At 71.0% G+C, this 14,053-nt stretch carries 11 protein-coding genes, 1 pseudogene and 1 riboswitch; of the genes and pseudogenes, 3 read left to right on the top strand and 9 right to left on the bottom strand.

Going from position 1 to position 14,053, the window contains the following annotated elements; genetic code table 11:
• The first annotated feature begins 133 nt into the window (after window positions 1-133).
• Both ACH49X_RS19255 and gcvP read left to right on the top strand, forming a co-directional pair.
• Window positions 134-1,486, top strand: coding sequence for a M14 family zinc carboxypeptidase (locus tag ACH49X_RS19255; RefSeq protein WP_357208806.1), 1,353 nt, complete (start codon window positions 134-136; stop codon window positions 1,484-1,486).
• 101 nt (window positions 1,487-1,587) lie between these two features.
• Window positions 1,588-1,688, top strand: a riboswitch (glycine riboswitch).
• A gap of 157 nt (window positions 1,689-1,845) precedes the next feature.
• The gene (gene gcvP / locus ACH49X_RS19250) at window positions 1,846-4,656 is read left to right on the top strand and encodes an aminomethyl-transferring glycine dehydrogenase (RefSeq protein WP_357208805.1); all 2,811 of its coding nucleotides are present in this window, start codon (window positions 1,846-1,848) and stop codon (window positions 4,654-4,656) included.
• Between the two features lie 140 nt (window positions 4,657-4,796).
• Here the strand turns inward: gcvP and ACH49X_RS19245 are convergent, their stop codons facing one another.
• The 5 genes and pseudogenes from ACH49X_RS19245 to ACH49X_RS19225 all read right to left on the bottom strand — a co-directional run.
• Window positions 4,797-6,398: a VWA domain-containing protein gene (locus tag ACH49X_RS19245; protein ID WP_357208803.1), complete on the bottom strand. Its 1,602-nt coding sequence runs from the start codon at window positions 6,396-6,398 to the stop codon at window positions 4,797-4,799.
• Between the two features lie 179 nt (window positions 6,399-6,577).
• Window positions 6,578-6,850 (bottom strand): WhiB family transcriptional regulator, encoded by a 273-nt coding sequence (locus tag ACH49X_RS19240; protein WP_195078995.1) that lies wholly within the window; start codon window positions 6,848-6,850, stop codon window positions 6,578-6,580.
• A 28-nt stretch (window positions 6,851-6,878) separates the two neighbouring features.
• On the bottom strand, window positions 6,879-7,424 hold the full coding sequence (locus ACH49X_RS19235) for an HNH endonuclease (protein WP_323124102.1): 546 nt from the start codon (window positions 7,422-7,424) through the stop codon (window positions 6,879-6,881).
• Window positions 7,425-7,726: 302 nt separating this feature from the next.
• Window positions 7,727-8,260, bottom strand: coding sequence for a DM13 domain-containing protein (locus ACH49X_RS19230; protein WP_357208801.1), 534 nt, complete (start codon window positions 8,258-8,260; stop codon window positions 7,727-7,729).
• Window positions 8,261-8,501: 241 nt separating this feature from the next.
• Window positions 8,502-9,512 (bottom strand): annotated as a pseudogene (locus ACH49X_RS19225) (acyl-CoA dehydrogenase family protein); the annotation flags it as partial.
• Between the two features lie 88 nt (window positions 9,513-9,600).
• On the opposite strand from ACH49X_RS19225, the gene ACH49X_RS19220 reads away from it, so the two are divergent.
• Window positions 9,601-10,299: a helix-turn-helix domain-containing protein gene (locus tag ACH49X_RS19220; protein WP_357208797.1), complete on the top strand. Its 699-nt coding sequence runs from the start codon at window positions 9,601-9,603 to the stop codon at window positions 10,297-10,299.
• 6 nt (window positions 10,300-10,305) lie between these two features.
• On the opposite strand, the gene ACH49X_RS19215 is transcribed toward ACH49X_RS19220, so the two are convergent.
• The 4 genes from ACH49X_RS19215 to ACH49X_RS19200 are packed head-to-tail and all read right to left on the bottom strand — an operon-like array spanning window position 10,306 to window position 14,019.
• Window positions 10,306-11,595, bottom strand: a complete 1,290-nt coding sequence (locus ACH49X_RS19215; RefSeq protein WP_195079000.1) for an acyl-CoA dehydrogenase family protein — start codon at window positions 11,593-11,595, stop codon at window positions 10,306-10,308.
• Window positions 11,596-11,597: 2 nt separating this feature from the next.
• Window positions 11,598-12,236, bottom strand: a complete 639-nt coding sequence (locus ACH49X_RS19210) for a TetR/AcrR family transcriptional regulator (RefSeq protein WP_195079001.1) — start codon at window positions 12,234-12,236, stop codon at window positions 11,598-11,600.
• Entirely contained in the window at window positions 12,233-13,282 is a 1,050-nt protein-coding gene (locus ACH49X_RS19205) for a zinc-binding dehydrogenase (protein WP_357208795.1), read from the bottom strand. The genes ACH49X_RS19210 and ACH49X_RS19205 overlap by 4 nt, the downstream gene beginning before the upstream one ends.
• The gene (locus ACH49X_RS19200; protein WP_357103479.1) at window positions 13,279-14,019 is read right to left on the bottom strand and encodes an SDR family oxidoreductase; all 741 of its coding nucleotides are present in this window, start codon (window positions 14,017-14,019) and stop codon (window positions 13,279-13,281) included. Before ACH49X_RS19200 ends, ACH49X_RS19205 begins: the two co-directional genes overlap by 4 nt.
• Window positions 14,020-14,053: the final 34 nt, after the last annotated feature.

Below are 14,053 nucleotides of genomic sequence, written 5' to 3'. Positions count from 1 at the left end.
CGGGTTCGGCGCGGAACGAAATGAACAAAACGCACGCACGGCCGGGCAAGGCGTCGAGCCTCCCGGCCGTGCGTTGTGGACATGCCGTCGGCGGTGGGTAGCAGGGCCACGGTGGCAGCGAGAGGGGGGCGCTGTGCAGACAGGCGACATCACCGGGCTCGTCGGCCCGATCGGCCGCATCGACGCGTTTCCGACCGTCGACGAACTGAACCGATACGCCGACGCGCTGGCGGCCGGTCATCCGGACCGGATCTCGATCACCGAACTCGGACGTTCCCGCGGCGGCGACCCGATCCGGGAGGTGACGATCGGGTCCGGCGACCGGCACATTCTGGTGTTCGGCAATCCGCACCCGAACGAGCCCATCGGCATGGCCACGATCCGTCACCTGCTCGGCCGGATGGCGGCGGACGAGACGGTGACAGTGGGCGCCACCTGGCATTTCCTGCTGTGCGTCGACCCGGACGGCACCCGGTTGAACGAGGGCTGGTTCGCCGGTCCGCACACCAGAACCGGCGTGGCACGCGGCTTCTACCGCCCACCGGCGACCGAGCAGCCGGAATGGTGCTTCCCGACCGAGTGGCGCGGCAAGCGGGTGGGGGTGCCGTTGCCGGAGACGGAGGCGATGATGGCGCTGATCGACCGCACCCGGCCCGCGCTGATCGCCTCGCTGCACAACGCGGAATTCGGCGGCGGGTTCTTCTACACCGCCGGCGGCGATCCCGAGTACTGGGCGGCGTTGACCGCCGGGCTTTCCGCCGCGGGCGTGCCGATCTACCGGGGCGAACCCGACGCGCCGGGCGCTCGCGCGCTGGCGCCGGGCGTCTTCGAGCTGCCGCTGTTCGGTGCGATGGCCGATCTGCTCGCGGCCCAAGGGCTCGACGCGGTCGCCGCGCTGGGCGGGGGCGGCTGCCGGGACTACGCGGCGCGCTACGGCACGGCCATCCTGGTCTGCGAATTGCCGCTCTGGGTGGATTCCCGCATCGGCGACGGCTCGGCGGGCGACCGGGTGCTCGGCGACCTGCTCGACGCCACGGCCGCCGACTATCGGGCCATGGCCGAGGTCGCCGCCGCGGTGCTGGCCCGCGTGGACGGTGAATTGAGCGGTCGCAGCCCGTTCGAACGATCGGTGCGCGCACTGGTCGCCGGGCTGCCCGGTCTCGCCGTGAGCAGGCAGTCCGTGCCGCAGCGGGATCGGATCGCGACCAGGGGCGAGATTTTCGTCGAGCAGTACGACTGGACCGCGATGCTGCGCCTGCGGCTGGGCGGCATGTTGCTGCGCCTGCTGGAGGACGAGTACGCGCGCGGCGGCGCGCCGGCGCTGGCCGTCGAGCGCGACCGGTTCGCCGCGGTGTTCGACCGATGGTGCGCCGACGTGGAGCACAACGCGCCCGGCGTCGCGGTGCCGCTGGCTCGTCTGGTCGGCGTGCAAGCGGAGTCCATCGTGCTCGCCGCGACGAGGCTGCGCGCGGGACTGGCCATCTGACGGGTGACGCCGGCTCGGTCCACGAGTGACCAGAACGACACGGGGCGGGCGGGGTCCCGTGGCGCGCTCCGGCGTGTCGTCGGCTTAGACTGGCGGTGCGTCGCCGCCGTGCGGGAGAGCCTCGGTCCGGAAACGAGTCCGAGCGCCGAAGGAGCAGCACCTCCCCGTCAATCTCTCAGGCAAAAAGGACCGTGCGGGCTTCGGCGCCTCTGGAAAGCGGCGGCTTCGAGCCGCCCGCCCATGGGGAAAGGGGCTCGGCCACCGGTCGGGGTACCCGAATCTCTCAGGCGCCACGACAGAGGGGGAGGGCCGGTACCCGTCGACCGCCCGGTCGACCCCGCCCGACCTTGGGAGCTGTTGTGACTCGCTCATTCGCCGACCGCCATATCGGACCCGACCGGGAGGAACTGGCCCGGATCCTGGACGTCGTCGGCGTGTCGTCGCTGGACGAGCTGGCCGCCGCCGCGCTGCCGGCGAGCATCCTGGACGGCGACGGCCTGGCCGGGCTGCCCACCGCGGGCTCCGAGCACGAGGTGCTCGCCGAACTCGCCGAACTGGCCGCGTCCAACACCGTGGCCACCTCGATGATCGGGCTCGGCTACTACGACACGCTGACCCCGCCGGTGCTGGTGCGCAATCTGCTGGAGAATCCCGCCTGGTACACCGCCTACACGCCCTATCAACCCGAGATCAGCCAGGGCAGGCTGGAGGCGCTGCTCAACTTCCAGACCATGGTGTCGGAGTTGACCGGCATGGATGTCGCCAACGCGTCCATGCTGGACGAGGCCACCGCCGCCGCCGAGGCGATGACGCTGCTGCGACGCGCGGGCAAATCGAAGTCCGCCCGGCTGGTCGTCGACCGCGACCTGTTCCCGCAGACCAGGACCGTGCTCTACACCCGAGCCGAACCGCTCGGCCTGCAGATCGTGGAGGCGGACCTGTCGGCCGGTGAGCTGCCGGAGGGGGAGTTCTTCGGTGTGCTCGCGCAGACGCCTGGCGCGTCCGGCCGCATCGTCGACCTGACCGAGGTGATCGCCGCGGCACACGAGCGCGGCGCCTTGGTGGCGGTCGGGGCCGACCTGCTGGCGATGACGCTGATCACGCCGCCCGGTGAGCAGGGCGCCGACGTGTGCTTCGGCACCACCCAGCGTTTCGGCGTCCCGCTCGGTTTCGGCGGCCCGCACGCCGGATACCTCGCGGTGCGGCAGGCGCACGCCCGCCAGCTGCCCGGCCGCCTGGTCGGCGTCTCGGTGGACGCGGACGGCGCCGTGGCCTACCGGCTCGCCTTGCAGACCCGCGAGCAGCACATCCGCCGGGAGAAGGCGACCTCGAACATCTGCACCGCGCAGGTGCTGCTGGCCGTCGTGGCCGCCATGTACGCCTCTTACCACGGCGCCGACGGGCTGCGGGCGATCGCTCGCCGGGTGCACGGGCACGCCGCGGCGATCGCGGCCGGGCTGGACGGCGCCGTGGTGCACGACAGCTTCTTCGACACCGTGCTGGCGCACGTGCCCGGCGGCGCGGAAGCCGTTGTGGCGAAAGCGAAGTCGCGGGGGATCAATCTGCGCCTGGTCGACGCCGACCACGTCGGCATCGCGTGTGACGAGGCCACCACCGACGCGCACGTCGCGGCCGTGCTCGAATCCTTCGGTACCGCGGTGTCCGCCGAATCCGGTGCGCCCGCGCCGGTCGCGGCGATCGAGAACCGGACCTCGCAGTTCCTGACCCACCCGGCGTTCACGAAGTACCGGACCGAGACGGCGATGCTGCGGTATCTGCGCGCACTGTCCGACAAGGACATCGCGTTGGACCGCAGCATGATTCCGCTGGGCTCCTGCACCATGAAGCTCAACGCCACCGCCGAGATGGAGGCCATCACCTGGCCCGGATTCGCGCGGGTGCATCCCTACGCGCCGGTCGAGGACGCGCCCGGTCTGCTGCGGGTGATCGCTGACCTGGAACGCTGGCTGTCGGACATCACCGGCTACGACTCGGTGAGCCTGCAGCCCAACGCGGGCAGCCAGGGCGAGTACGCGGGACTGCTGGCGATCCGCCGCTACCACCTCGATCGCGGCGACACCCATCGCGACACCTGCCTCATCCCGTCGAGCGCGCACGGCACCAACGCGGCGTCGGCGGCCATGGCCGGGCTGCGGGTGGAGGTGGTGAAGTGCCGCGCCAACGGCGACGTCGACCTCGACGACCTGCGCGCCAAGATCGCCGATCACGCCGATCGCCTGGCCTGCATCATGATCACCTATCCGTCCACGCACGGCGTGTACGAGCACGAGGTCGCCGAGCTGTGCGCGCTGGTGCACGACGCGGGCGGACAGGTCTACGTGGACGGCGCGAACCTGAACGCGCTGGTCGGACTCGCGCGGCCGGGCCGCTTCGGCGGCGACGTGAGCCATTTGAACCTGCACAAGACCTTTTGCATCCCGCACGGTGGCGGCGGCCCCGGGGTCGGTCCGGTGGCGGTGCGCGCGCACCTGGCGCGGTACCTGCCCGGCGATCCGCTGGAAACGGGGTCGCACGCGGTGTCGGCGGCGAAGTACGGTTCGGCTTCGATTCTGCCGATCACCTGGGCCTATATCCGCATGATGGGCGCCGACGGGCTGCGTCGCGCCACGCTGTCGGCGATCGCTTCGGCGAACTACATCGCGCGGCGGCTCGACGAGTACTTCCCGGTGCTCTACACCGGCGAGCGCGGCATGGTGGCGCACGAGTGCATCCTGGACCTGCGCGAGATCACCAAACGCACCGGCGTCACCGTCGACGATGTGGCGAAACGATTGGCCGACTACGGGTTCCACGCGCCGACGATGAGTTTCCCGGTGGCCGGCACGTTGATGGTCGAGCCCACCGAGAGCGAGAACCTCGCCGAACTGGACGATTTCATCGAGGCGATGATCGCGATCCGGGCGGAGATCGACCAGGTCGCCGCAGGGGTGTGGCCGGTGACCGACAACCCGCTGCGCGGCGCGCCACACACCGCGGCGTCGCTGGTGGGCGAGTGGGATCACCCCTACAGCCGGGAAGTCGCCGTGTATCCCCGTGGCCTCGGGCATGCCAGGGCGAAGGTGTGGCCGCCGGTGCGCCGGATCGACGGCGCCTACGGCGACCGGAACCTGATGTGCGCCTGTCCGCCGCTGGAGGCGTACGCGGACTGACCACCGGTCCGGTCGCGTATCTGCCTCACCGCGCGGCGGCCGCCTTCGCGTAGGTGTTCGCCAGATCGGGTCAGCCGCCCGCGCTGCCGACGGCGTCGTGCATGGACTGGTGAGAGTTCGGTCTTCCGCAGAGCAGGGCGCTACGGCGTGGTGAGAGCCTTGACGACGGCGGAGCCGAAGCCGATGTCGTCGGAGGTGGTCAGCCGGGTGTAGCTTCCGCCGGTCTGTTTCGCCAGGTCCTGGAGTGTCTGGGTGCCGTTGCCGCCGATCACGACGACATCCACCCGCACCGGCCGGGCGGGGTCGGTCGCCGCGGTGATGTCCGCCGCCAGTTGGGTGCCGGTGACCGACGAATCGTCGTCGGGTCCGTCGGTGATCAGCAGGACCGAATTGGTGCGGCCCGGCGTGTACCCGGCGACGGCGCTCTTGTACGCCGCGATCAGCGACGGGTAGGCCTGGTCCGATCGGTTCTCGCTCGGGCGAACCGAACTCAGCGCGGTGCCGATCTTCGTGCGCTGGTCGGTGGTCAGCGGGGCGGTGGCGGCGGCCACCTGGTACGGCGTGCTGCCGTCGAGGTTCTTGCCGAAGGTCCACACACCGAGCCCGAACTCGGGTGGCATGACCGTCATCGTGGAATTCAGCGCGGCCAGGACGTTCGCCAGACGGGTCGTGGCGCCCTCCGCGGTCCCCATCGACGCCGACACGTCGACCAGGGCGGTGGACCGCACGCCGAGGACGGGGTCGGCCAGGGTGGCGCGCACCTTGTCGAGCGCGCCACGGGGCGGGACGGCGGCCGCGGTCTGCGGCGAGGCGAATCCCGCCGCGACGAAGGCTTGCGCCTGCTCGGGCTTGCGCAGGTAGTCGGTGAACCGTCCGGCGATGAGGTTCTGCGTCTTGTCCACCCACGCGCCGGACATCAAGGCGGCCGGGTAGTCGGCCACGAGCGCGGACCCGGCGGGCCGGAACGCCGCGACGCCGGGAAACCCCTTCAGTTGCTGTTCGGTAGCGGCAATCGCGTGCACGGGTCCGTCCTGTGCCGTGAGCCGCGTCAGCGCGGCCGCGGCGTCGGACGCTTCGGGGGCGTCGGCGGCGAGCCCGGAGATCGCGGCGACCACCTGGCCGGACCGCGCGGCCTGCTCGCTGAGCGGTTCCGCGCCCGAGACCGCGGAGCCGACCGCCGTGGCCGCGGCGAGCGTGGCGTCACCCGCGGGCAGCGCCATCCGCAGCCCGCCCCAGCCGTTCAGGCCGATCTCGCCGAGCGAGCCCTGCTGCAATCGCGGCAGATCCGCCCAGGACGCGTCGGCCTGCTCCAGGGCGCGACGCAGGTCCTCCGGCACGGCGAGCACGATCGGGCTGGCGGCGACGGACACCGGCGTGCCCTCGATCAGGCCGGGAACCCGCATGGACTCGATGGAGCGGGTGGAATCGGCGATCCACAGCGCAGGCTGCGGGCCGAGCGCCTGATCCCACGGCTTGCCGCTGGTGAACGCGGAAACGACCGCGGCGGACGGCTGCGCGGTCACCTCGACCCGCGCACAGTGGTCGCGCACCTTCGGCTGGGTGGCGTTGTAGCCGTCGGCGGCGGCGCGCACCTGCGCGGCGATGCCGGGATCGGCGGTGACGTAGAGCGTCGCGGGCCCCTCCACGCATTCGGCCGCCGCCGCGCTGTCCTGATTCGCCGCGCGATCGCGCAACTGGAACCAGCCGACGACGATCGCGGCCAGTAACGCAACGGCGACCACTGCGATAACCGGACCTTTGCTGACGCCCCGGGATCTGGTTGCGCTGCGATGAGTGCCCACGCGCTCAGTGTATGGTCACCGGCGCCGGGCGAAGTCGTCGAGGCTCCCCCGCACCGGCACGGGTGCGGCGCGGTCGCGCTGTCCCCCCGCCGCGCCGGACGGCACGACGGCGGGACCCCTCAGTCGCGGATGACTCGTCCGCGGTCGAACTCGTGTCCGCCCCACACGCCGGATTGCCCGGTACGGGCGGCGAATTCGCCACAGGCATCCCGGATCGGGCAGCGGGCGCAGACTTCCCGGGCGTAGTCGAAGTCCTGAGATGGGTACGGGAACCAGGCTTCGTGGTTCGGGTCGCCGCGGCAGGCCGCCCGGTGCCACCCTCGGGAATCCGAGAGCGGGAGCAGGTCGGCCAGGGTCAGCTCCGCGACGGCGGTGGTCTCGGTGCGCGTCATCGCGATCTTCTCCTTTCTCGGGTCGTGGTCAGGTCGCGGCGAGTTGCTTCCAGATCCGGCGCTGCTGCCGGATCCGGTGGGTGGGGGCCTTCGGCTCCCAGAGCAGGCGCATGCCCGCCTCCTCCGGGGTGCGGTCCGCCTTGGCCGTGTTGCACGGCGCGCAGCAGGCCACGAGGTTGCTCCAGGTGTTCGGACCGCCCCGCGACCGTGGGCGGATGTGGTCGACGGTGCGCGCCCACCCGGCGCAGTAACCGCACCGGTTCCGGTCGCGGCGCAGCACGCCCGCCAAGGTGGCCCTGCTCTCGTCGTGCACCAGTACGGTGTGCTCGAGGTAGACGTAGCGCAGCAACCGAATAGACTGCGGCAGAGCGATTTCCACGTGCCGGGACCGGATCGGGAAACGCGGCTCGCGGTCGGCGACGGACTCCGCCGCTCCGGCGACCAGCAGCACGACGGCCCGGTCGGCCTTGATCTCGTCGAGCGCCTCGTAGGAGGCGTTCAGCACGAGTACCCCGGTGTGTATCCAATTGTCGGCGGTTATCGCCGCCTGATCGGCGGCACGGCAAAAGGTCATGGGAATCACCATGTTTCGTGCGAGCGGGAGCGAATGAGCAGAGTCGCGGCGATCAGCCGAGGATCTGGAGGCGGCTGCCGACCGGTTCGTCGTGCCGCGCGCGCAACGGCCTGCCGAGCGCGTCGCCCGCGGCCGACGAGCACGCCGCGATGGCATTCATTCGCTTCGTCGTCTCCGGGATCACTGCCGCCCCTCCTCTCCACTGCTCTGCGGCCACCTCGAGGCGGTGACCGGTGTCGAAACACATGGTGGCACAGCGCACCCGCCGTTGTCGGGTCATTTTCCGGCGGCGGCGCGGTGGGTCAGGCCGGTCGCAGTTCGGCCGCGCCGAAGGACACGTCGAACCGGTCGCACCAGATCGCGACGCTGGTCAGCCGGGCCAGGTCGGCATCGGCGGGAATGGGGTAGTTCTGCGAGCCGTGGTTGCCTTTGAGCTTGCCCAGATCGGTGTGGTCGCCGTCGTCGAAGACGAACCACCCGTCGCGGCCCGCGCGCACCGGCGCGTCGGTGAGCCAGACGTGCAGGTCGGGGCCGTCGGAGGTGTCGAGGTCCGTCAATCGCAGCACTCTGCTGCCGTCGGGCAGCAGCAAGACGGTGACGGCGCCGGTGGTGGCGTGCTCGTGTGAGATGAAGGCGCCCTCGGCGATGGTGCGCGGCTGCGACGGCCCGCCGGAGCCCGGCGCTGGGGAAGCCGACGGCGCGGCCTCCTGCACGGTGGTGTCGGTGAACAGCCGCCACGGCTGGAATGCGGCCAGTCCCGCGCCCAGGCCGGCGATCAGCAGTGCCACCGTCACCCAGGTGATCGGCGATCGAGCGATGCTCCGTGCGGACGCCATGGCTGCTCCTCGAAGTGTCGTCGCGGGACCGGAAGGGCTGGTGCACTACGTGCGGAAACTCGCCCCCATCCGAGTATGGGGGCGAGCGGGGGTGGCGTTGGCGGAACGGGCGTCATCCGATCGGGGAGTGCCCGAGCAGGACGTGACCGGTGAAGTGGGTCTGCTTGGCCCGTGGCAGCGGGTGGAACAGGCAGCCGTGCACGTCGCGGTAGCGCATTTCCAGTTCGCAGTCGCGCGAAAAGCCGAGTCCGCCGACGGTTTCGATGGCGAGGCGGACGGTCCGCACGAGCGCGTCCGCGGCGGCGGTCTTACGGCTGAGCGTCCGGCTCGCGTACTGATCGGTGTTGGCGAAACGCAGATTCTCCGACCCGGTGAACATGGCGTCCACGAGATCGCCGGCGGTGGTGTGCGCGGTGGCCATCTCACCGGCCAGTTGGACGGTCGGCGCGTCGGCCCGGCCCGCCGCCAGCGCGGTGGCCAGGTCGACCGCGCCGTCGGCGATGCCGAGGTAGGCCGCCATCACCAGCGGCATCGCCGCGCCGATGACGACGTTCAACAGCGGCGGCCACACGGTCGCCGGGCGGATGAGCGAGACCGCCGCGTCGGGCACGAACACATCGTCGAGCACCACGGTGTGCGAACCGCTGGCCCGCAAACCCAGAGTGTCCCAGGTCTTCTCGATTCGCACGCCTTCGGCGGCGAACGGGATCGCGCAGTGCAGCACCTGCGGCCCGCCGGGTGCGTCGTCCCAGCGCACGCTGGTCACCAGGACGGTGCCCGCCTCACATCCGCTGGCCGGCGCTTTGCGCGCGTGCACCCGGTAGCCGCCCTCGACCCGCTCGGCGCGTCCGCCCGAGCCGACCCAGTCGGAGGCGCCGGTGCTGACCAGGATCGCGCCCGCGACCACCTTGGCGAACAGCGGCGCGGCGTCGATGCCGTGGTTGTGCCGCCACACCTGGGCGGCGACCAGGTGGGTGTGCATCGCGAACGCGACGGCGGTGGAGGGATCGTGGCGGCCGAGTTCACGCAGGATCGCGCCCATCTCGCGGTGCGTGACCCCGCCGCCGCCGAACTCGGCGGGAACGAGAGCCGCCGACAGCCCGCTCTCGCGCAGCGAGCCGAAGGCGGCGAGGGAGAGCTCGCCGGAGCGGTCGCGGGCGGCGACCTCGGGACGGAGGGCTTCGCCGACGCGGCGTGCGCGGGCGATCCAGTCGGTGGTGACGTCGGTGGGGGCAGGAGCTGTAATGGTCATGTTTCGAAGTTAGGAACGGCCGCGATAACCGGATAGTGCAGAAAGTGGACCGCCCCGGTCCGCCGACGAGATCCGTTCGCGAGGTGCCATGACGACTTCGACGCCGAGTTACGGCCAGTACTGCCCGATCTCCCGGGCGCTCGAGGTGGTGGGCGAGCGCTGGTCGCTGCTCATCCTGCGCGACCTGCTGCTGGGCACCACCCGGTTCAACGACCTCGCGCGCGGCCTGCCCGGCTTGTCGCGCAGCCTGCTCGCCAAACGCCTGCGGCAGTTCGAGCGAGCCGGGCTGGTGGCGAAACCGGGCGGGGAGTACCTGCTCACCGACGCCGGACGGGACCTGGAACCGATCCTGTTCGGCCTCGGCGAATGGGGCGCGCGCTGGACCTTCGGCGCGCCGCGCGACGACGAGCGCGACCCGGCCCTGCTGGTGTGGTGGATGCACACCAGGGTCGACACCTCGTCGTTCCCTGGCCGTCGCCACGTGCTGCACGTGCGCTTCACCGACGACCTGCGCCGCTTCTGGATCGTGATCGAGGCCGGCGTGCCCTCGGTCTGCGAATCCGATCCCGGCTATCCGGTGGACGTCGCGATCAGCTCCGACGTCGCCTCGCTGTACCAGGTGTGGCTGGGGCGGCTGCCGCTGGCGCACGCGCTGCGGGCGGGCCGGGTGGCCTTCACCGGTCCGCCCGCGCTCACCCGCCGGATGCCGTCGGTGCTGCGGCTCAGCCCCGTCGCGGGGTACGCGGACCCCGCGCCCATGGGGGCGGCCGCCCGGCGCGCGTCGTGAACTCCGTCAGAGATTCCCCACGACGTGCTCGAGACGCCGGGCGACCAGTTCGCGGGCCTTCTCGCGCAGCGCGGGCCGGTATCCGCTCGGGTACACCGGGTCGCCCGGGGCGTAGTCCTTCAGGACCTCCTTCGCGAGGGTGATCTTGTGCACCTCGGTCGGTCCGTCGGCGATGGCCATCACCTCCGCGTAGCTGAGCATGTCGACGAACGGCAGGTCCTGGCTGACGCCGAGCGCGCCGTGCAGGTGCAGCGCGCGCTGGGCGATGTCGTGCATCACCTTCGGCATGGCGACCTTGATGGCGGCGATGTCCTTGCGCACCTTCTTGTAGTCCTGCTCCTTGTCGATGCGCCAGGCCGTGCGCAGCACCAGCAACCGGAACTGCTCCATCTCGATCCAGCTGTCGGCGATGCGTTCCTGGGTCATCTGCAACCCGGCCAGCGGACCGCCGCGCATCGGGCGCGAGACCGCCCGCTCGGCCATCATGTCGAACGCTTTGCGCACCATGGCGACCGTGCGCATCGCGTGGTGCACCCGCCCGCCGCCCAGGCGGGTCTGCGCGACGACGAAACCCTCGCCCTCCGCGCCGAGCAGATGGTCGGCCGGGACGCGGACGTCGGTGAACCGCAAGTGGCCTTCGTGCTCGCTGAACCCGGCCACGTGGTAGTTCTTCACGATCTCCAGCCCGGGCGCGCCCGCGGGCACGATGAACATCGACATGCCCTGGTACGGGCTGACCTCGGGATCGGTCACCACCATCACGATGTGGAAGGCGGCGAACTCCGCGTTGGAGTTGAACCACTTCTCACCGTTGATCACCCACTCGTCGCCGTCGCGCACCGCGCGGGTCCGGAACAGCGTCGGGTCCGAGCCGCCGGTCGGCTCGGTCATCACGTAGCACGAGCCGATCTCCCCGGCCAGCAGCGGCTCGAGATAGGTCTTCTTCTGCTCGGGCGTGCCGTAGTGGGCGAGGATCTCCGCGTTGCCGGAATCCGGCGCCTGGCAGCCGAATACCGACGGCGCCCACACCGAGGTGCCGAGCACCTCGTTGAGCAGAGCGAGCTTCATCTGCCCGTAGCCGGGGCCGCCCAGCTCCGGCCCGAGGTGGCAGGCCCACAGGCCCTGCTCCTTGACTCGCTCCTGCAACGGCCGCATCAGCGCCATCGCCTCGCGGTCGGTGCGGTCGTACGGATTGGGGTAGAGCAGGTCCAGCGGCTCCACTTCGGTGCGAACGAACTCCGCGGCCCAGTCCAGCTTGCGCTGGTATTCCGGGTCGGTCTCGAAATCCCAAGCCATGGTCAGCCTTTCGTGTCCCGCGCGGTGCCGGTCACCACGCCGTCGAGCAAAGTGGTCGCGAGGATGTCGGCGATCTCGCCGGGGGAGCGTCCGCCGCGCGGGCGGTACCAGAACGACACCGTGTTGAGCATGCCGAGCACGCTGTTGGTGACCACGTGGTCGTCGGTGCGCAGCAGCCCTTCGGCATGACCTGCGTCGACCACGCGCTGCCAGCAGTGCTGCACCCGGTCGCGCAGGTCCTGCAGTTGCGCGGCGCGCTCGCCGGTGAGCGCGCCGACGTCGCGCAGTTGGATGGACACCTCGCGCTGATGACGGATGATCAGCCGCACATGACTGTGGATCAGCGCGCGCAGTTTGGTGATCGGATCGCCGGGGCCGTCGGCGATCTGTTCGGCCTCAGCCAGCATGAGCTGGGTGTAGTCGCGCAGGATCTGCCAGAGCAGCTCTTCTTTGGAACCGATGTGGTAGTACAGCGCGCCGCGCTGCACGTCGGCGCGCTCGCCTATCTCGGCCACGCCGGTGCCGTGGAAGCCCTGCTCGGCGAACAACTCGATCGCGGCCCGCACGATGCGCGCCCTGGTGTCGCTCGCCGTCGATTCGGCCGCGGGCGGACGGCCCCGCCTGCGCGACGGGGCGGTCATGCCGACGGGTCCAGCACGATCTTGCCGACCCCGTCGGCCCGCTCGGCGAACAGACGGTAGGCGGCGGCTCCTTCGGACATCGGGAGGTGGTGGGTGACCACCGCCTCGGGGCGCAGCCTGCCGCCCGCGGTGAGTTTCAGCAGCGTGGGCAGCTCGTACTGGATCGAGCACAGCCCGATGTGGAATTCGAGGTCCTTCACCTGCGCCGCCATCAGGTGGAACGGATAGGCGCGGTTGTGGCTCACACCGATCACACTGACCCGGCCACCGTGCCCGACGGCGCTGATCGCCAGCTTGATCGTTTCGTCGGCTCCAACCGCTTCGATCGCGACATCCGCTCCACCGCGCGACATCTCGCGGATCGCCTGCTTCGGATCGTCCGACTCGACCGGCTCGGCGCCGAGATCGGCGGCGCGCTCGCGGCGCTCGGCGAGCAGATCGACGCCGAGCACCCGGGCCGCGCCCATCGCGAACGCGGACTGGACCGCCATGAGCCCGACCGGACCGAGTCCGATCACCACCACGGTGTCGCCCGGCGCGATGCGGGCGCGGCGGGCCCCGTACCAGGCGGTGGGCGCGTTGTCGGTGAGCACGACGGCGGCGGTGTCGCTCACCTCGCCGGGCAGCTTCGCCAGGTTGCCCGCGGCGTGCGGGACGGCCAGCAACTGGGCTTGGCACCCGTCCAGCGCGCCGCCGAGCCCGTAGCAGGCGTCCACCGGCAGCGGGTGGCGAGCGCACGCGGTGACGATTCCGGCGCGGCACTGCGCGCAGCCGTCGCACCCGGCCGACGCGGCGACCAGCACGCGGTCGCCGACGGCGAAGCCGCGGGTGTACGGGCCCAGTTCCACGATCTCGCCGACCGCTTCGTGCCCGACGCCGTAACCGTCGCCCGCGACGAATCCGTGGCCGGCGTAGATGTGCAAGTCGCTGCCGCAGATGCCCGCCGCGGTGACCCGGACGATCGCGCCGTCGGATCCTGGCAGGACGGGATCGGGCCGTTCGCCGTAGGAGATCTCCCGCGGTCCTTCGTAAGTCAGCGCCTTCATCGCCATCCCCCATCGATCGCGAGGGTGGCTCCGGTGCAGAACGCGGAGGCCTCGGTGGCGAAGAACAACGCCGCCCCGACGATCTCCTCCGGCTTGCCGACCCGGCGCAGGGCGTTGTGCTTCGTGAGCTCCGCGCGCAGCTCGTCGGGCCACGCCGTGGCGATATCGGTCTCGAACGGCCCGCACTGGATGGTGTTGACCCGCACGTTCGGCGCGAACGTCTGGGCCAGTCCGCCGGTCAAGGCGTTGAGACCCGCCTTGGCCGCCGAATAGGGGACCGCGAAGGGCTCCGGCCTGATCGCCTCGATCGAGGAGATGTTGATGATCGAGCCGCCGCCGCCGGCCGCCATCCGGCTGCCGATCAGCGCCGACAACCGGAACGGTCCTTTGAGGTTCACGCCGATGACCTTGTCGAACAACGCCTCGGTGACCTGGTCCAGACTGGGATACAGCGGTGACAGGCCCGCGTTGTTGACCAGCACGTCCACCCGGCCGAACGCGTCGTAGACGGTCTGCACCAAGGCGTCGCACTGGGCCCAGTCGCTGACGTTGCAGGCCACCGGCAGGGCGCGGCGGCCGAACCGTTCCTGCACCTCATCGGCCAGTGCGGCGCACCCGTCCAGCTTGCGGCTGGCGATCACCACGTCCGCGCCCGCCTCGGCGAACGCGAGCACCATCTGCTTGCCCAGCCCCCGGCTTCCCCCGGTGACGACGACGACCTTGTCGGTGAGTGACAACTCGACTCCTGCGCTCGGAAATGTTCCGATCAGT

The organism is Nocardia sp. NPDC019323 (assembly GCF_044389845.1).
GTDB lineage: Bacteria > Actinomycetota > Actinomycetes > Mycobacteriales > Mycobacteriaceae > Nocardia > Nocardia implantans.
This window is presented reverse-complemented; position numbering and strand designations above follow the sequence as displayed.